The organism is Streptomyces sp. NBC_00038 (assembly GCF_026343635.1).
In the GTDB taxonomy this organism is placed as follows: domain Bacteria; phylum Actinomycetota; class Actinomycetes; order Streptomycetales; family Streptomycetaceae; genus Streptomyces.
This window is the reverse complement of record NZ_JAPELQ010000001.1, coordinates 8,312,629-8,332,352: the sequence shown is the minus strand read 5'-3', so window position 1 is coordinate 8,332,352 and position 19,724 is coordinate 8,312,629. Positions and strand designations below refer to the sequence as shown.

General features: G+C 71.2%; 9 protein-coding genes. 8 read left to right on the top strand and 1 reads right to left on the bottom strand.

Annotation, left to right across the window (positions count from 1 at the left end; genetic code table 11):
* The first annotated feature begins 131 nt into the window (after positions 1–131).
* On the top strand, positions 132–3,080 hold the full coding sequence (locus tag OG219_RS37500) for a SpoIIE family protein phosphatase (RefSeq protein ID WP_266834202.1): 2,949 nt from the start codon (positions 132–134) through the stop codon (positions 3,078–3,080).
* 67 nt (positions 3,081–3,147) lie between these two features.
* Here OG219_RS37500 and OG219_RS37495 read toward each other — a convergent pair whose 3' ends face one another.
* On the bottom strand, positions 3,148–4,005 hold the full coding sequence (locus tag OG219_RS37495) for a LuxR C-terminal-related transcriptional regulator (protein ID WP_266834200.1): 858 nt from the start codon (positions 4,003–4,005) through the stop codon (positions 3,148–3,150).
* A gap of 292 nt (positions 4,006–4,297) precedes the next feature.
* Between OG219_RS37495 and OG219_RS37490 the strand changes: the two genes are divergently transcribed.
* The 7 genes from OG219_RS37490 to OG219_RS37460 all read left to right on the top strand — a co-directional run bounded on the left by OG219_RS37490 (position 4,298) and on the right by OG219_RS37460 (position 19,675).
* A complete protein-coding gene (locus OG219_RS37490; RefSeq protein ID WP_266834198.1) occupies positions 4,298–5,653 on the top strand; it encodes an MFS transporter in 1,356 nt (451 codons plus the stop codon).
* Positions 5,598–8,807, top strand: coding sequence for a type I polyketide synthase (locus OG219_RS37485; protein ID WP_266834196.1), 3,210 nt, complete (start codon positions 5,598–5,600; stop codon positions 8,805–8,807). The genes OG219_RS37490 and OG219_RS37485 overlap by 56 nt, the downstream gene beginning before the upstream one ends.
* Positions 8,804–14,398, top strand: coding sequence for a MupA/Atu3671 family FMN-dependent luciferase-like monooxygenase (locus OG219_RS37480; protein WP_266834194.1), 5,595 nt, complete (start codon positions 8,804–8,806; stop codon positions 14,396–14,398). The genes OG219_RS37485 and OG219_RS37480 overlap by 4 nt, the downstream gene beginning before the upstream one ends.
* The gene (locus OG219_RS37475) at positions 14,395–15,708 is read left to right on the top strand and encodes a M18 family aminopeptidase (protein ID WP_266834192.1); all 1,314 of its coding nucleotides are present in this window, start codon (positions 14,395–14,397) and stop codon (positions 15,706–15,708) included. The genes OG219_RS37480 and OG219_RS37475 overlap by 4 nt, the downstream gene beginning before the upstream one ends.
* Positions 15,709–15,712: 4 nt before the next feature.
* Positions 15,713–16,465 carry a thioesterase II family protein gene (locus OG219_RS37470; protein ID WP_266834190.1) on the top strand — a complete coding sequence of 251 codons (753 nt, stop codon included), beginning with the start codon at positions 15,713–15,715 and terminating at the stop codon, positions 16,463–16,465.
* Between the two features lie 61 nt (positions 16,466–16,526).
* On the top strand, positions 16,527–18,452 hold the full coding sequence (locus OG219_RS37465; protein WP_266834188.1) for an amino acid adenylation domain-containing protein: 1,926 nt from the start codon (positions 16,527–16,529) through the stop codon (positions 18,450–18,452).
* Positions 18,449–19,675 (top strand): argininosuccinate synthase-related protein, encoded by a 1,227-nt coding sequence (locus tag OG219_RS37460; RefSeq protein ID WP_266834186.1) that lies wholly within the window; start codon positions 18,449–18,451, stop codon positions 19,673–19,675. The genes OG219_RS37465 and OG219_RS37460 overlap by 4 nt, the downstream gene beginning before the upstream one ends.
* Positions 19,676–19,724 lie beyond the last annotated feature (49 nt).

The window sequence follows — 19,724 nt, the reverse complement described above, 5'->3', positions numbered from 1 at the left end:
AATCTCGGCGTGACCGATCAGTAACTCGGCCTGTATTTCCGCCAGTTGACGCACGTGTCCGCTTCGGAGCCGCAGGTGGGAATCCTGCGAAGCAACGCATCACGTGAGACTGGAACGGTAAAGTCCGCGGCATGAACGCGCGTCTGGCTCTACTCAGCACGGTGGATCCCGGCGTCGCGGAGAGCGAGGTCTTCCGGCTGGCGCTCCAGCATGCCGTGGGAGAGCTGGGCGCCCTGGGGGGAACGATTCACCTTCGTGGCCCCATGTCCGCGCTGCGCCTGGTGTCGTCGACCGGTCTGCCTCCCGCGCTCACCCGCTCCTGGGAGATCATCGACCAGGAGGGGCCGCTGGCCCAGGCCCGGGCCGTACACCAGGGCCGTGGCGTGTGGGTGCCGCGGAAGCCCAGGCCCGCGGACGCGTCGAACACGGAAGTCATCTGGCCCGGCACCGGCCTGGCCGCCCTGCCGCTGTTCGGCGGGGACCGCAGCATCGGCGCGCTCACGGTCCTGACGGGCGACCAGGGCGAGCCCACCCCGCAGCAGTGGGACTTCCTCCGGGCGCTGATCACCTGGACCGAAGAGCGCATGAGCCAGGCCCCGCCGCCCTCCACGCCCTCCCGGAGGGAGCTGAGCGGTGACCGTGACCGCCTGCGGCAGGACCTGAAGGAGGTCAGAGTCGGCTCGTGGGACTGGGACATCCAGGGTGGCGAGCTGCTGTGGGACGAGGCGGCCATGGAGTTGTACGGGTTCAGGCCGGAGGACTACACGGCCAGGGTCGAGAACTGGATGGTGTGCGTCCACCCCGATGACCTGGCGCCGACGCTGGACGCGGTGGACCGGGCGATCCGCGAGCACGGCGTGTTCGAGGCCGAGTACCGGGTACGGCGCCTGGACGGCACGTACGGCTGGACGCAGGCCCGCGCCCGGGCGACGTACCACGAGAATGGCGAACCCCACCGGATGGTCGGCCTGGGCTGGGAGAGCAACGAGTCACGTTCCGCCCGGGACGCGCTCAGCCGTGCCCTGCGCCACATGAGCGACGGCTTCCTCGCGGTGGACGACGAGTGGCGGATCACCTTCGCCAACCTGGAGGCCGAACGCACGCTGGGCTTCTCCGAGGAGGAGCTGTTCGGGCGTCTGCTGTGGGACATGCCCGCCGCACGGGAGGTTCCCGGCCTGGAGAGCCGCTGCCGGGCGGCCGCGGCCGAGGAGAGGTCCGTCGGTTTCGACGTGCGGATGGAGGACACCGGCCGTCGCTACCACCTGCGGCTGGTCCCGGGCCCCGACGGCCGCACCCTCTACTTCACCGATGTCACCGAGAAACGGCAGCACGAGGAGGAGCGCCGGGCGTCCGAGCGCGCCGCCGGCCGACGTGCTGCGCGTATGGGTGAGTTGACGACCGCCCTCTCCAAGGCGACGACCTCGCAGGACGTGGTGGACGCGGTCGCCCTCCGGGTGCTGCCGCCGTTCGCCGCCGCCGGCCTCCTGGTGCAGGCCGTCGAGGGCGACCGGTTGTACAACGTGGGTGCGGTCGGATACCCGGAGGACTTCCTCTCCACGGTCAACAGCCGCCCCCGCGCGTCCGGCGACCCGTCCTGGGAGACGATCACGTCCGGTACGCCCCTGTTCCTCTCCTCCGTGCAGGAGTTCACCGCGCGCGCACCGCGGCTGACCGACTCGCCCGACCGTACGGGCATGCAGTCCTGGGCGTTCCTGCCGCTGACGGCGTCCGGCCACACCTTCGGCGTCTGCGTCGTGGCCTTCGACAGCCCGCGCCGCCTCGATGACGAGGAGCGCACCCTGCTGACCACGATCAGCGCTCTCGTCGCCCAGGCTCTGGAGCGGGCCCGCCTGTACGACGCCGAGCACACCCGCTCCCGCGAACTCCAGAGCAGCCTGCTCCCCCGCGCCCTGCCCGACCTGCCCGCCTGCACGGCGGCGGCCCGCTACCTGCCCGCCGGCCAGGGCATGGACGTGGGCGGCGACTGGTACGACATCATCCCGCTCTCGGGCGGCCGAGTCGCCCTGGTGGTGGGCGACGTCATGGGCCACGGCCTGCCGGAGGCGGCGACGATGGGCCGCCTGCGCACGGCGGTCCACACCCTCGCCGACCTGGAACTCCCGCCCGACGAGATCATGAGTCACCTCAACGACCTGGTCGCCGGCATGGGCGAGGAGTCGTACGTGACCTGCCTGTACGCGATCTACGACTCGACCACCCAGATCTGCTCCATCGCGCGGGCCGGCCACCCCCCGCCGGCGGTGGTCCACCCCGACGGCACGGTCCACTTCCCGCCCCTGGAGGCGGATCCGCCCCTGGGCGCGGCGGAACCCCCTTTCGAGACGGTCGAGTTGATGGTGCCGGAGGGGAGCCTGCTGGTGCTCTACACCGACGGCCTGGTGGAGTCGTCGAAGCGCGAGATGGAAGAGGGCATGGCGGACCTGGCACGCCTGCTGCACGAGGCGCACCAGGCCGAACCCGGCACGGACACGGACCTGGAAAGTCTCTGCGACACCTTGACGGCGGGTCTGCTCCCCGCCGAGCACGCGACGACGGACGACGCGGCCCTGCTCGTGGCCCGTCTGCACGCCCTCACGGGCGACCGCATTGCCTCCTGGCCCCTGCCCGAGGACCCACGCGCGGCCGGCCAGGCCCGCCGCCACGTCCGTGAACAGCTCTCCCTGTGGGGCCTGGACGATCTGACCCCGACCACGGAGCTCCTGGCCAGCGAACTGGTGGGCAACGTGATCCGCCATGCCGGAGGCCCACTGCGCCTGCGCCTCCTGCACGGCGCCGAACTGATCTGTGAGGTCTTCGACGGCAGCCTGACGATGCCCCGTATCCGCCGCGCGACGGATACGGACGAGGGCGGCCGCGGCCTGCAACTGGTCACGGCCCTTTCCCAACGCTGGGGCACCCGCTATACGGCCACAGGCAAATGCATCTGGACAGAGCAGGCACTGCTCACGCCGGAGAGCCGGCAGGAACCACCGTCCGACGCCTTGGACCTGATGTTCCTGAACGCGGATGAGTTCACGGGGGACTTGGACTCCCTGCTCCTCGCGGACGAGGACCGATAGCGATGTTCCACGGTGACGCCCGCCGCGACTGAGCGGACACGAGATCGGGGTGGGAGCCGGCCGGACGTCAGTCGTCCCGCTCCAGCAGGCCGGTGGTGGCCAGCAGATAGCCGAGTTGGGCCCGGCTGCCGCTGCCCAGCTGCGCGGAGACCTTGCGGACGTGTTCGGCGACGCTGCGGCGGCTCATCCCCAGGCGGCGGGCGATGACGCTGTCCGTCTCGCCGGAGATCACCGCCCGCAGAATGGTCCGCTGCAGATCGGAGGCGACGACATGGTTGCGCGGCGCCGAGGACGTGTCGGGCACCGGCATGGCGTGCTCCCAGGTCTGGTCGAAGGACCGGGCCAGGAACCGGACCAGTGACCGGTCCCTGATCTGTACCACTCCGTCGGTCGATTCGTCGGACACGGGGACGAAGGCGACCTCGCGGTCGCAGATGATGAAGCGTTCGACGACCTCGGCCAGGGTGCGCACCTCGGCGCCGGCCGCCGTGACCTGCTCGATGTACGACATGGTCGGGCGGTGGGTCTGGACGGTGTGCTGGTAGACGGTGCGCTGGCGAACTCCTCGGTCGAGCGCCCGTAAGTCCCTGAGCAGGGCTTCGGCGAGTGCCGACTCGGGCCGTCCGCCGCCGGGCTGTGCCGTGAGCAGCTCGGCCCGGCAACTGCCCACGGCCGCTTCGAGCGCCGCGTTGATGACGGCCTTTCCGGCGAGCCGCTCGATCGGGGGCCGCGCCGCCTCCTGCTCCTGCGTGTACACCGCTTCGAAGGCGGCCAGCCGGGCCTTCACGGACCGCAGGGCCGTCCGCTGGCGCGCCAGAAGGTCCTCCAGGGGGCCGGCCGTGGCGAAGGCCGCCGCGGCGGGTGGCACGGGCACGGCGTACTCCGGCACCTCCGGGGCGTCGATGACGAGATGGAGTTCGCGCAAGCAGGTCGGCACCTCACCGCGGGCGAGGCGGCCCTCGCGCAGCGCTTCCCGGTAGACGGCAAGGGCCGCCTCACACGGTTGTTGGAGAGGCGATTGGCCGCAATTGCATGAGGCGGTACCGGATTGCTCTTGCTTCACAACTGTGCAGATTACATTCGTACACATCGACTCCCGAACGGGCGAGCGAGTGGCTGCCTATGGTGAACGGAGCGCCCTCGCCTGTGAGTTCAGGAACGGGGGTACCCATGTTCGGCTATGTGCGACACGACCATCTCTCGGGGCGGGTTCATTCGTGACGACCGGCACGGCAGCGCTCGGTGAACAGGCGCTCAGGGAACAGCGGTACCGGATCCTGGTGACCGGCTACGCGGTCTCGTCGTACGGCACGTTCCTCAACATGGTGGCGCTCAACCTGTACGTGTACGCCGTGACCGGACGGGCCCTGGCCGTGGGCGTGTTCATGGCCGTGCGGCTCGGTGCGGGCTTCGTCGCCGGTCTGATGGCCGGTGCGGTGCTCGCCCGGTGGTCCGCGAAGGGGGTCATGCTCTGGGTCAACGTGGCCCAGGCGGCGGCGCTGCTGCTTCTGGTCCTGGCCCCGGAGGGGCTGCACACCGTCTCGCTGTTCGTCGTCTCGGCGGTGGTCGGCTTCTCCGGCACCGTGTTCATGGTCGCCCTGCGCAGCTCCATTCCGGAGATCGTGGGCGATGATCGCAAGACCTGGGCGAACTCCTTCATGGTCAGCGGGCGTTCGCTGGCCATGGTGGCCGGATTCGCGTCGTCGGGCGTGGTGGTGTCCCTGCTCGGCTACACCGCGGCCTTCCTGGTGGACATGGCCTCCTTCCTGGTGTGTGCGCTCACCGTTGCTTTTCTCCCCTTGGCTCTGAGCCCCGTGGGCAGGGAGAGCGGGGAGACCGCCGCCGGGGACGCCGGGGCGAAGGGTGGGTTCCTCTCCCGCTTCATGGCATTGGGCGCGGCGCCGGCGCTCGCTCTGATGGTGCTGCTGCGCGGTGTCGACGCGCTGGGCTCCTCCTCGCACAACGCGGCCCTGCCCGTGTACTCCACCGAGATCGACGCGGACAACCCGGCCGTGTTCGTCAGTGTCTTCTGGTGTGTGTGGGCGCTCGGCAACATCCTCGTCCAGCAGGTGTTGCAGAGGTACACCAAGCGGACCGGCCGCTCGGTCGGAGCCCTGGGATTCGGGCTCGGCACCATCGCGATGTCGGGCGCGTTCATTCTGGCCTTCGCCGGGCTCCCGTGGGCCGCGACGATCGTGATCGCCCTGCTGGCGGGCGCCGCCGACGGGCTCACCGAAGTGTCATACACCTCGCACCTGCAGACCCTGCCGGGCGCGGTGCGCACCCACGCGTTCGGGACCTCGGCCACGGTGGAGAACCTCGGGTTCGGCGTCGGCATGATCGTGGTCGCCGCCGCACTGGACTCCTTCACGGCGCTGTCGGTCGTGGGAGTCGCACACGGCGTCGCCATCGCCGTCGCGCTGGTCTTCGTGGTCCGGGTGCTGCGGCAGCGCGGCGCGCGGGAGGCGGTGCTGCCGGCGAGTGAGGGAAGCAGCGGGAGTCAGAAGGGGGCAGGCGATGCAGGACCGGCGCGTGGCGGTCGTCGGGATGGCGCTGAGGTTTCCGGGGGCTGAGACGCCCGAGCAGTACTGGCAGGACATCCGGTCCGGCGTCTCGCACGTACGACGTTTCACCGATGCGGAGTTCGCGGCCGCGGGGTTCGCCGAGGATCTCTACCGGGACCCTGATTTCACCGGAGCCAGTGCGCTCCTGCACGACGTGGACGGCTTCGACGCCAGGTTCTTCGGGATGAGCGGTCGCGAGGCCACCCTGACCGATCCGCAGCAGCGGCTGTTCCTGGAGTGCTGCCATCACGCGCTGGAGGACGCCGGGTACGCCGGTTCCGGCGAGCGGGTCGGCGTGTACGCGAACGTCGGCTACCGCCTCTACTCCCTGCACAGCTATCTGGCCTCCAACATCGGCGAGTCGTTCCGCACCGCCGACTGGAACGCCGTGAAGCAGATCCAGGTCGGCAACTACGCCGACTTCACCGCCAACCGGGCGGCGTTCCGGCTCGGCCTCGACGGGCCCGCGGTGAACGTCGCCACGGCCTGTTCGAGCGCGCTCGTCTCGGTCCACCTGGCCTGTCAGGCGCTCCTGGCGGGCGACGCGGAGGCGATGGTGGTGGGTTCCGCGGCGCTGCACCTGCCGCAGGTGACCGGGCACCGGCACATGAAGGGCTCGACGATCTCCCGGAGCGGCGGGGTCCGGGCCTTCGACGCCGGGGCGGACGGCACGGTCGGCGGCAACGGGGTGGCCGCCGTGGTGCTCAAACCGCTGGCGAAGGCGCTCGCCGACGGCGACACCGTGCACGCGGTCGTGCTGGGCTCCGCCGTCACCAACGACGGTGCGGGCAAGGCCGGTTTCGCGGCTCCCGGTGTCGCAGGCCAGCGCGACGCGGTGCTCGGAGCGCTGGAGAGGGCCGGGGTCTCCGCCGACGGGATCGGCTACTTGGAGGCGCACGGCACCGGCACCTACAAGGGTGATCCGATCGAGTTCGCCGCGCTCACCGAGGCGTTCCGCCGGCACACCGACCGGACGGGCTTCTGCGCGCTGGGTTCGACCAAGCCGGCCATCGGACACCTGGACAGCGCCGCGGGCCTCGCCGGACTGATCAAGGCCGTCCTGGTCCTGCGCCACGGCGTCATTCCCCCGCTGGTGAACTTCACCCGGCCCAATCCCCAACTCGGCCTGGAGGAAAGCCCGTTCGTGCTGCCGCAGCGGTCCACCGCTTGGCCGTCCCACGGCCCACGGCGCGCGGGCGTCCACTCCATCGGCATGGGCGGCACCAACGCCCATGTGGTCCTGGAAGAGGCCCCGGCCGCTCCCGTACGAGTGGAGGGCGCTCCGGTGCCCGCGCTGCTGCCGCTGTCGGCGCAGAGCCCCGAGGCACTGGAGGCGTACGCCCGTTCCTTCCGCGACGCGCTGGTGCGCGACCCGGACATCGCACCGGCCGACCTGCTGGCGACGACCGCGCTCGGGCGTCGGCACCTGTCGCTGCGGCTGGTCGTCACGGCGCCCGCCGAGGGGCTGGCGGACGCACTCGACGCGTTCCTCGCGGATCGGCGAGGAGCAGCTCTCGCGGATCCGCCGGCGACCGCGGCGCCCATCGCGCCGTACCGCACGGGGACCGTTGACATCACCGCACCGGCCGCCGTGCCCGCGTACGTCTTCAGTGGTCAGGGCGGCGGTCGTCCCGGCATGGCCGCCCCGCTCGCCGGCCGGTTCCCCGTGGTTGCCGACGTCCTTGGACAGTGCGCCCGTGTCCATGAAGAGGAGACCGGGGAGCGGTACTTCCTCGACCGGCTGGTCGGCGGGGAGGGCCCGGAGCAGTGGGACACCGCCTTCGCCCAGCCGGCGATCTTCGCCTTCCAGGTCGCGCAGGCCATGCTCTGGCGGCGGTTCGGGGTGTCCCCAGGCACCGTCGCCGGGCACAGCGCCGGGGAGTTCGCGGCCCTGTGCGTCGCGGGGGCCCTGTCGGTGGCGGACGGTATGCGGCTGATGTGCCGCAGGGGCCGGCTCATGCAGGACACCGAACCCGGCGCGATGCTCGCCGTGTTCGCTCCGCCGGAGCGCGTGCGCCAACTCCTCGACGACGTAGGCCGGTCCGGGCACGGGCACCTCGAACTCGCGGTGTCCAACGGACCAGCGAACCATGTGGTCGCGGGCCGCCCGGGTGCCGTCGAAGCGGCCCGTGCCTGGCTCGCGGGGCACGGCATCGCGAGCGAGCCGCTCCCCGTCGACCGCGCCTTCCACACGGAGCTGCTCGACCCGGTACTCGACGAGCTTCGGGCGGCCGTGGAGAAGGCGGAACTGTGCCCGGTGGAGGTCGAGTTCGTCAGCGGACTCGACGGGGCGGTCCGTCCGCGGGGCTGGCTGCCCGATGCCGAGTACCTCGCACGTCAGGCCCGGCAACCGGCCGATTTCCAGGCGGTGTTGAGAACGCTCGCGCCGAGCGACGCGCTGGTCGAGCTGGGGCCCGGGGCGCCGCTCACCGGCATGGCACGGCGGGCGCTGCCCGGCACCCTCTGCGTACCGACCCAGGGCCGCGGGACGGGCACGGACGGCCTGTGGTCGGCGGTGGCCGGGCTGCACTGCGCCGGCGTCGGAATCGACTGGGCGGCGCTCCTCGACGGCTGCGAGGGCCGTCGGATACCGCTGCCCACGTACCCGTTCCAGCACCGGTCGTACTGGACCGGCCCGCCACCGCATCCCGGTCCGGCAGCGGACCCCGCACCCGCAACCGAAGGTTCCATGGAGGTTGGCATGACCGAACAGGCAGTCCTGGAACGGGTAATCGAGCTCACCGCGCAGCACCTCGGTTATCGCGCCGACGAGCTCGGCGCTGGGGACGCCTTCGTCGCTCTCGGTGCGGACTCTCTCCAACTGATCGGGATATTGAGGCAGTTGGAGGCCGAGTTCGGGGTACGGGTCTCCGCTCAGGAGCTTCTCGAAGAGGCGGCAACGCCGGAGCTGACCGCGCGGCTGATCGCATCGCGGGCGGGACGGGACGAGCCGGAGTCTGCTCCTGCTCCGGCTCCTGCGGCCCCGGTGCTCTTCCCCGCCCCAGCCGCGCAGTCCCCCGCACCCACGCCCCCGGAGTACGCCTCCCGTGCCGAGATCGCCGAACTGACCCGTCAGGTCAACCTGCTCGCCGAGACGCAGGCCGCCATGCTGACCCAGCTCTCCGAGGCGGTCGCGCTTCTCACCGCCGAGCGCGCACGGTGAGTGCGACCGCCGCGGACCGGGCCGCGGAACTCTCCCGGAAGCTCACCGCGCAGCTCGCCACGGCCAGGAGCCGCACCGGGACAGCACCTCCGTCGCCCGCGTCACCCCCGCCGCCCGCCGTGCACGGCCCCCGCGTGACCCTCCCGGAGGGCTCCGGCATGGTGGGCGACACCGCCGACGCCGCGCAGCGGGCCCACGCCGCCGAGCTCGGCCGCCGGCTGGCCGAGCGCACCCGTACGTCCAAGGAGCAGACGCAGAACCGGCGTTCCGTCCTCGCGGACAGCCGGGCCGTCGTCGGGTTCCGCCGTTCGACGAAGGAGACGCTGTACCCCCTCGCGGCCCGCTCGGCGCGCGGGGCCCGGCTGACGGACGTGGACGGCAACGACTACACCGACATCACCATGGGCTTCGGTGCCCTTCTCTTCGGCCACGAGCCGGAGTTCGTGTCAGGGGCCGTGCGGGAGCACCTCACCCACGGGCTGCGATTCGGTCCCCGGCCCGTAGAAGCGGGTGAAGTGGCCCAGCTGTTGGCCGACTTGACGGGTATGGAGCGGGTGGCGTTCGCCAACTCCGGTACCGAGGCGAACTCGGCCGCCATCCGGCTCGCCCGCGCCGCCACGGGACGCGACCGCATCGTCATGTTCCGCGGGTCCTACCACGGCCACATCGACTCCGTCCTCGGCCGTCCCGGCCCGGACGGCGGCCGTGCGGTGCCCGTCTCGCACGGCATCCCGGACAGTGCCGTGGCCGAGCTGATCGTCCTCGAATACGGCAGCCAGGAGGCCCTGGAGACCATCGACGCGTTGGGCGACACCATCGCCGCGGTCCTCGTCGAGCCGGTCCAGTGCCGCAACCCCGCCCTGCGCCCGGTCGGTTTCCTGCGCGGCCTGCGTGAACTCACCCGGCGCCGCGGCATCGTGCTGCTCTTCGACGAGATGCTCACCGGTCTCCGCCCGCACCCGCGCGGCGCACAGCACCACTTCGGTGTCGTCCCCGACCTGGCCACCTACGGCAAGGCACTCGGCAGCGGCTTCCCGATCGGCGCCATCGCAGGCCGCGCCGACATCCTGGACGGGGTGGACGGCGGCTTCTGGCGGTACGGCGACGACAGCCGCCCCGAGGTCGAGACCACCTTCTTCGGCGGTACGTACATGCAACATCCGCTGTCCATGGCGGCGGCCAAGTCGGTGCTGACCCATCTCACCGCCGAGGGCCCGGGTCTCCAGGAACGGCTCAACGCCCGTACGGACGCCCTCGCCGCCGACCTGAACGCGTTCTTCGGGGACGAGGAATTCCCCCTGGAACTCAGCCACTTCGGGTCCATGTTCCGGTTCACCCCGCGGGCCGACATGGAGCTGCTCTACCTGCACCTCCTGCTGCGCGGCGTCTACGTGTGGGAGTGGCGCAGCTTCTACCTGTCCACCGCCCACACCGACGGCGACATCGAGAGGGTCTCGGACGCGGTGAAGGACTCCCTGCGTGCCCTGCGCCAGGGCGGCTTCTTCCCGGCCACCCGTCCGCGCCGCGCGACGACCCCGAAGCCGAAACCGAAGCAACGCCCCCGCCCGGCCCCCGACTTCGGGGTGTACTTCTTCGGCGACTACCCGGACGCGGCCGGCCGGCGGGAAGGCGAGCCGGTCCCCCAGCAGCCGGCCGAAGCCTACGACCGGATCATCGAGACGGCCCGTTTCGCCGACGAGCACGGCTTCAGCTCGCTGTGGATACCCGAGCGCCACTTCCATTCCTTCGGCGGTCTCTTCCCCAACCCGTCCGTGCTGGCGTCCGCGCTGGCCCGGGAGACCAGCCGCATCCGGCTGAACGCCGGTTCCGTCGTCCTGCCGCTGCACGATCCGGTCCGGGTCGCCGAGGAGTGGTCGGTCGTCGACAACCTCTCGGGCGGGCGGGTCGGCATCGGCTGCGCCACCGGCTGGCACGCGCAGGACTTCGCCCTCCACCCGGACCGCTTCAGGAACCGCAAGGAGATCGCCTTCGCCCACCTCGACGACGTACGGACGCTGTGGGCAGGCGGCACCGTGCGGCGCGGCACAGGGGACGGCGAGGACACCGACGTACGCATTCATCCTGCTCCGGTGCAGGACATGCCGCCGATGTTCCTCGCCACCTCGGGCCGTCGGGATTCGTACGAGGAAGCGGCACGGCGCGGCCTGGGCATCGTGACGAACCTGATGAACCAGACGGTCGCCGAGCTCGCGGAGAACATCGGCCACTACCGCAGGACCCGTGAGAAGCACGGGCTCGACCCCGACGCGGGCCGGGTCACCGTGCTCCTGCACACCTATCTCGGGGACGACCACGCGACGGCGCGTGCGCAGGCGCTGGAGCCGATGAGCCGGTATCTGCGCTCCTCGCTGCAGCTGCGTTCCGCCGCGGGCGCGCTCGGCGCCGGGCCGCAGGAGGTGGCCACGGCGCGCGACGAGGACCTGGACCACCTCTTCCGGCGGGCGTACGACCGTTACTGCGACGAGCGGGCGCTGATCGGCACGGTCGACACCTGCTCCCCGGTGGTGGACGCGCTGCGCGAGGCGGGCGTCGACGAGATCGCCGCGCTCGTCGACTTCGGCATGCCCGCCGACCTGATGCGCGCCGGGCTCGAACACCTCGACGCGCTGCGCGGGCGCCACCACGCCCCCGACTCCGATGTGTCGGCTCCGGCGACCGACGCCCAGCGGCGGCTGTGGCTCGCCGCCCAGCTGATCGGCGACCGGGCCGCGTACAACGAGGTCCAGGCGGTGCGGCTGCGCGGCACGCTGGACGAGGCGGCTCTGACCGGCGCCGTGACGGGTCTCGTGGCACGGCACGCCGCGCTGCGGACCGTGTTCCGTGCGGGCGGCGGGGACGAGACGGTCCAGCAGGTCGTACGGGGCGGCCTGGACGTTCCGCTCCAAGTGACCGACGCCCGGGGGCAGGAGCCGGAGGCGGCTGTCGCGGCGGTTCTGAAGGAGGAGAGCTCGCGGCCGTACGACCTGGCCGAGGGCCCGTTGTTCACGCCGCGGCTGCTGACACTCGCCGACGACGACCACGTCCTGGTGTTCGGCCTGCACCACCTCATCACCGACGCGCACTCCGCCGGGATCCTCGCGGCGGATCTGGAAGAGCTGTACCGGGCCGGGGTCGAGGGGCGTCCCGCCCGGTTCCCGGCGCCCGCCGGCAGCACCGTGGGCGAGGTCGAGCCCGACCGGGACCCGGCCGATCTGGACTGGTGGCGGACGTACCTCGCCCCGCTGCCGCCCGTACCCGCGCTGCCCACCGACCGGCCGCGCGGCCGCCGGGTCGCGGGCAGCGGCGCGGCCGCCGAGATACGCCTCGACGGCGCTCGGACCGTCGGGCTCCAGCAGTGGAGCGGGCGGCAGGGCGTCACACTCTTCGCCACGCTCCTCACCGCCTGGCAGCTGGTGCTGCGCGAACGCTCGGACCAGGACGAGTTCGTCGTCGGCTCCACCTTCGGCAGGCGCACGCCGGAGACCGCGGGCACCGTCGGTTTCCATGTCGCCGTGCTGCCGCTGCGGGTGTCCCTGACGGACACGACGTCGCTGACCGGCGCCGTACGGGCCACCCGCGACGCCCTGTTCGCGGCGGACGCGCACCAGTACGTCGACCTCGACACGCTGCTCGCGGACGTCAACCCCGACCGCGGCAACCCCCGGCCGCTGGTCACCGTGTCGGCCGACCTCGACACCGCGCCGCTGACCCGGCTCGCCCTGCCGGGACTGCGCTGCGAGGAGGTCGACGGAGGTACCGAATCGGCGCCGCTGGAAATGGCGTTGATGGTTGTCCGGAGCGGGGCCGGGCTGCGTCTGCGTATCCGCTACGACGCGGATCTCTTCGACGCGGGGACGGTCCGGGAGTATCTGGGCGACCTCGACCGAGTCCTCGGCGCCATGACGGGCGGTGCCGCCGAACTCGTGGGGGACATCGCCGCGTCGTCCGCCCAGTCCCTCAAGCAGGCGCTGCGCGGCGTCTGGAAGTCGGTTCTCGGGGTCGACGACGTGGCCGACGACACCAACTTCTTCGAGCTGGGCGGCAATTCGATCGCGGCGATCCGGCTAGTCAACCGGGTGCGCGAGGTGCTGGGTGCCGAGATCGCGCTCGCGGACTTCTTCGCGGACGCGACCCTGATCGCGATGGCCCGCCAACTGGACCGCACGGACGGGGACTTGGCGAAAGGCAGTGCGCGTGCCCCGGTGGCCCTCCCGCTGGCCGACAGCGAGGTCGTCGACCGGTCCCGGGTGAGCGACCAGCAGGACCGGATGATCGCCGGCCACTACTCGGTTCCACAGGCCCAGATCTGGAACGTACCGACCAGGATCCGGTTCCGGGGAGCTCTCTCCCCCGACGCGCTGCGCTCGGCGCTCACCGAACTGACAGACCGTCACTACGCCCTGCGGACCCGCTTCGTCAAGGACGGCGAGGACGTCTGGTGGCAGGAGGTGACTGCCGCGCGGCCGTTGCGGCTACGGGTCGACGACCTCAGCCGGCTCGATCCCGAGAGGCGCACCGCGCGCGCCGACAAGGTGTGCCGCGAGCTGGCCGCGACCCCCATCGACATCACGCGTACGACGCTCGCCCCGCCCAGGCTGCTGCGGATCGCGGAGGACGAATGGGAGCTGATGTTCGTCCTGCACCACATCTGCGCCGACGGCTGGTCCCACTCGCTGCTCATCTCGGAACTCGCGGAGCTGTACAAGGCCGCCGCGACGGGTACCGCGCACACGCTCCGCGCGCCATCTGCCCAGCCCACGGACTACGCCCGACACCAGCTGGCGGCGCGGGACCCGGACACCGAGGCCCTGCGGGCCACGTACTGCGCCACCTACCTGCGGGGGGTTCCGGTCCGGCTCGATGTCCCCACCGACCGTCCCCGGCCCGCGAAGCTCAGCGGTGACGGCGGCACGGTGCGCGGCGTGGGCACCGGTGAACTCCGTACGGCTCTTGAGGAGTTCGCGGCCGACCGGCGCGTGACCCCGTTCGCGGTCACGGTCGCGGCGCTCGGGATCCACCTCGCCCGTCTCTCCGGCGAACAGGATGTGCTGCTGAGCGTCCCGTACGCCAACCGCGAGGGCGTGGAGTCGGAAACGCTGGTGGCGATGACCAGCACGGCGGTCATGGTCCGGGTGCGGATCGACCCTGCCGAGACCTTCGCGGAACTCGTGGCACGCATCGGTGCGGAGGTGCTCGCCGTGATGGCGAACGTCCTGCCCACCGCGCGGATCATGCAGGCGATGCGCGACGCCGGCGCCACCGAGGTCCCCGACCGGGTGCCGTACATCCTGGCCTTCCAGAACTACCCCGACACCGACATCGAGATCCCCGGACTCGACGTCGAGGTGGCGGACCTGGCCCCGCCGGTGGCCCGGGCGGAACTGTGTTTCGGCATCTCGCCGCGCCGTGACCCGGGCCTCGGCTACCGGACCTTCCTGGAGTACTCGTCCGACCTGTGGGACAGGGAGTCGGCCGAGGACCTCCTCGCCTCCTATCTCACGCTGCTCGACGACCTGTGCGCACACCCCGACCGTCATGTCGCGGCGGCGCTCACCCCGCACGCGACGCCCCGAGAGGCAGACTCAGAGTGACCAACTCCATCCCCACCGAGGGCAGCCACAACGAGGACCTGCTCGCCTTCCTCAAGGACAGTTCCTCGCCGTACCACGCCGTGGCGCAGGCCGCGCGCCGCCTGGAGAAGGCCGGCTTCACGCAGCTGAGCGAAACCGAGGAGTGGACCGGGCTCGGTGGGGGCGCCTTCATCACCCGCGCCGGTGCCCTCGTCGCGTGGTACGTCCCCGAGGGCGCGCCCGCGCACACCCCCTTCCGGATCGTCGGAGCGCACACCGACTCCCCCAACCTCCGGGTCAAGCCGACGCCCGACACCGCGTCCGCGGGCTGGCGCCAGATCGCCGTGGAGATCTACGGAGGCGTCCCGCTCAACACCTGGCTCGACCGGGACCTGGGCATCTCGGGGCGGCTCAGCCTGCGTGACGGCGGCTCGGCCCTCGTCAAGATCGACGAACCGCTGTTCCGTGTACCGCAGTTGGCCATCCACCTGGACCGCTCGGTCAACGAGGGCCTGTCGCTCGACCGGCAGCGCCAGACCCAGCCGATCTGGTCCCTGGGCGGGCGGGAGCCGGGCGCACTGCTGCGGAAGGTCGCGGAGGAGGCCGACCGGGAGCCCGCGCAGATCCTCGGCTGGGACCTGATGCTGCACGACATCCAGGCGCCCGGTCACCTGGGCGTGGAGCGCGAGTTCCTGGTGTCCTCGCGCATGGACAACCTGGTGTCCGTGCACGCGGGCGTCACGGCGCTCACCGCGGCGGCCGACGCGTGGTCGAAGAGCGCAGGTCCCTCGGGCGGTTTCCGGATCCCGGTGCTCGCCGCCTTCGACCACGAGGAGTGCGGCAGCGGCTCGGAGACCGGCGCCCAAAGTCCGATCCTGGAGCGCGTGTTGAGCCGCTCGCTGGCCGCCCGTGGCGGCAGCGGCGAGGACTGGTCGCGGGCGATGGCGGGCGCGCTCTGTGTGTCGGCCGACATGTCCCACGCCGTGCACCCCAACTACAGCGAGCGGCACGACCCGGACAACCACCCGCTGCCCAACGGCGGACCCGTGGTGAAGGTCAACGTCAACCAGCGGTACGCCACCGACGGCACCGGCTTCGCCGCCTTCGTGGCCGCCTGCGAGCGGGCCGGGGTGCCGTGGCAGCGGTTCGTTTCCAACAACGCGATGGGCTGCGGCACTTCGATCGGCCCGATCACCGCGGCCCGCCTTGGCGTGACCACGGTCGACGTGGGGGTGCCCGGCCTGTCCATGCACTCGGCGCGCGAGCTGGTCGGCGCCAGGGATCCCGGCCATCTGGCCCGGGCGCTCACCGAGTTCGTCACGGCGGGCTGACGACGTGCCTGCGAAAAACGTCGTACTCAGGGGTGCCGCACCGCAGGACGCGTCCTTGCGCGTGCTGATCATTCCGCATGCCGGTGCCGGGGCGTCGAGCGGTCTGGCCTTCGCGGAGCACGCTGCGGCCGAGTGGCTGGTGGCGACGGCCCGGCTGCCGGGGAGGGAGTCGCGCATCCGGGAGAGCGTCCCGGAGCTGCCCGGTCTGGTGGCGGACGTCGTGGCGACGGTCCGTTCGCTGCCCGGTTCGGCCCCGCTGATCGTCGTCGGTGTGTGTTCCGGCGCCGTCATCGGGCTGGAGGTGGTGCGGGAACTCCAGCGTGACGACAGCGGCCGCGTGGTGGGGCTGGTGGTCGTCTCGCAGTGGGCGGTCACCGAGAAGCCCGATCCCGGGCGCCGTCTGCTGCACGACACGGACGACAGGGACCAAGTGCTGGAGATTCTCAAGGAGTTCGGCGGAGTCCCGGCGTCCGTCTCCGCCAACCAGGAGATGCTCCAGCTCGTGCTGCCGAGCATCGTGGCGGACATCCGTGCCGTCGAGGAGTACTCGTCGGATCCGGACCCGCTGCTCGCCTGCCCGCTCCTCACCGTGTTCGGCGACGAGGACCACCTGTGCCCCGAGGAGCGGACCGCCGACTGGTCCCTGTTCAGCGAGAACACCCGTACCGCCTGGGTGCCCGGCGGTCACATGCTGCTGATGGAGAGCCCCGCTCAGGTGGTCGACGCCCTCGTCGGCAATCTCGACCAGTTCGCGTGAGGACTACCTAGAACTACTGAGGACCACTGACGACTGCTGAGGACTACTGAGGACTACTTGGATGACGACCGCCCCATTGGATGCGCACCACCGGATCGACGCCCTCCTGCTGGAGCGGTGGGACCGTGACCCGGATCTCCCCGCGCTCGTGTCCGGCGACACCGTGGTCACCATGGGCGAGTTGAAGGGACGCGTCCTGCGGGCCGCCGCCGCGCTGCGCGCGCGGGGTGTGGGCTCCGGGGACCGCGTCGTCGTCTACCACGAGCGGTCCGTCGACTTCGTGGTGGCCATGCTGGGCGTGGTGTTCGCGGGCGCCGCCCACGCGGCGATCGACGTGAACGACCCGCTGCGGCGCACGCTCCGTACGATCGACGACTGCGCTCCCCGAGCCCTTATGACCAGCCCCGCGCTGCGCTCGCGGTTCAGCGTGGTGCCGGGCTTCGTGGTGGTCACGGACGAGGAGTACGCCGTACGGCGGCCGACGCCCCCTCCGCCGCCGGTGACCGCGTCGGGCGAGGACCCAGCGGTCGTCATCTACACCTCCGGTTCCACGGGCCGCCCCAAGGCCTCGCTGATCAGTCATCGCGCGCTCGTCTCGCGGCTGACGGCCCTGCAGTCCACGCACCGCATGGACGAGCACGACCGGATGATCCACCACACGGTGTGCAGCTTCGACATGTATCTCTGCGAGCTGTACTGGCCGTTGCTGGCCGGGGCCGCCGTCGTGATCGCGGCGCCGGGCCGCCAGCGCGACGCGGACTATCTCGCCGCACTGATCCGGGACCATCGGATCACGACGTTCTACTGCGTCGTGTCCCTGCTCGAACTCTTTCTGCTGACACGTGACCCCGCGGAGCGTTACGACGGCATCCGGCAGGTGCTCACTGGCGGGGAGTCGCTCAGCCCCGAGCTGGTCAAGCGCTTCCACGCGCGTTCCACCGCCTCGCTCACCAACCTGTACGGCCCAAGCGAATGCACCATCTACTGCACCGCCTGGGTGTGCCCGCGCGATCCCGACCTGGACGCCGTGCTGATCGGTTCCGCCATCCAGGACACCGAGCTGTGGATCCTCGACGAGGCCGGCGCTCCGGTCGCCGACGGGGAACCGGGCGAACTCCACATCGGCGGCGCCGGCCTCGCGCTGGGGTATCTGCACCGGCCCGAACTCACGGCCGAACGCTTCGTCAGGGCCCCGGCGTTGAGCCCGGACAGCCGGCTCTACCGGTCCGGTGACCTGGTCAGGGCCCGTCCCGACGGCGCTCTCGAGTTCCTGGGCCGCGTGGACCGCCAGGTGAAGATCCGGGGCATTCGTATCGAGCTCGGGGAGATCGAGGCGACCGCGGTGCGCTGTGCGGGGGTTCGGCAGGCGGCGGTCGTCGCCCACGGCTCGGGGTACGAGAAGCGGCTTGCCGCGTATGTGGTGGCCGAGGAGGGCGCGGAGTCACTGGGGCTGCCGTCCGTCGTACGCCAGACCTTGCGCACCTGGCTTCCGCCCTACATGGTGCCGACGGCCATCGAGGCGGTCGACAGCCTGCCCTTGACGGCCAACGGGAAGCTGGACCGTCTGCTCCTCGAGGACTGGACGGCAAAGAGGGCGGCCATTCCCATTCCCACTCCCATTCCCGTGCCTGCGGCGGTGGCGTACGGCACGGGCGTGGCGGTCGCCGGTGAGGACGTGGAGACCGTCGTGTCCGAGGTGTGGTGCGAGGCGCTCGGGACCGCCGGCATCGGCCCCGACGACGACTTCTTCGACCTCGGCGGCGACTCGTTCAAGGTGGTCCAGGTGGTCGAGACCCTGCGGCACCGGCTGGGGGCGGACATTCCGCTGGCGGCGCTGCTGCACGAGCCGACGGTGGCCGGTTTCGCCACGGAGCTGCGGCGCCTCATGGACACCGATACGGACACGGACATCGACACGAATTCGGACATGGCTACGGATACAGATACGGACACGGATATGGATATGGATCAGGAGTCCGCGAGTTGACCCTTTTCGGATCGAACCCCTCCGGAGACGACTCCCGCCCCGGGCGTCCCGGCCTCATCCGTTCCTTCGCCGATCTCACGTCCGAGCGGTTCGACCGGGGGCGTCCCGTGGTCACGCTGTTCAGCGGTGGCCTGGACAGCAGTTATCTCCTCCACCGGCTGGCGAAGGCCGGATTCACCGACATCCATGCGGTGAGCGTCGACCTGGGCGCCGGTGAGGACCCGGACGATCTGCGGCTCGTCACCGACCGGCTCTCGGTGCGTCTTCATGTCGTCGACGGGGCGCAGCTGTTCGCCGACGAGTACGTCCGTCCGGCGATCGCCGCGCAGGCCGTCTATCTCGACACCCATCCGGTCAGCTCGTCACTCAGCAGGCCCCTCATCGCGAAGCTGGCCATGGACATCGCGGTCGGCCTCGGCGCCTGGGGAGTGCTGCACACGGCCAACCGCTCGCAGAACACCCTGCGCAGACTCAACGGGGCACTGGGGCTTCTCGGTTATCAGGGCCACTACGGCAGCCCGTACGACCTCGACCCGGTGGACCGTGACCAGAAGGCAAGGGAGCTGGAGGAGATCGGGCTCTTCCACATGAGCGAACGGGTCGCCAGCATCGACGCGAACCTGTGGTGCCGGGAGTTCGAGTCCGGTGTGCTGGACGATCCCGAGGAGCACACCGTTCCGAAGCACCTGTACAGCTGGAGCGTGCGGGAGGACGGGGTCCCGGACGAGACGGTCGAGATCGGTTTCTCCGAGGGCGTGCCCGTCTCCGTCGACGGCACGCGCCTCCCGCTGCACCTGCTGGTCGGCACGCTCAACCGCCGGGCCGGAGCCCATGGAATCGGCCGCTACAGCGGGCTCGAACATCTCCCCGGCGGTCAGAAGGTGCTCGAACTCCGCGAGATGCCGGCCGCCGCACTGCTCCTGAAGACCTACCGCCACCTGGAGACGGCGACGCTGGACGCGGAGACCGTTCGGGAGAAGATGCACATCGAGCAGATCTGGGTGCGCGAGGCGCTCGAAGGGCGCTGGTTCGGAGAACTGCGGCAGGCGAGCCAGTCGTTCGTGGACTCCTGTGCCGCCCGGGTGACGGGAACCGTGCGTTGGCGCCTGAGGCCGGGCTCGGCGGAAACGCAGTCCATCGCCGCCGCCTCTCCGCGTTATGTGCGCAGCCGCGAGGACTGGGAAAGAGAGTCGATCCGCGCCGACGGTTCGTACGGCCTGTAGGCCTCGGCGCCCCCAGGCCTCGGCGCCCGCCCGGCGTTGTCAGTGGTCG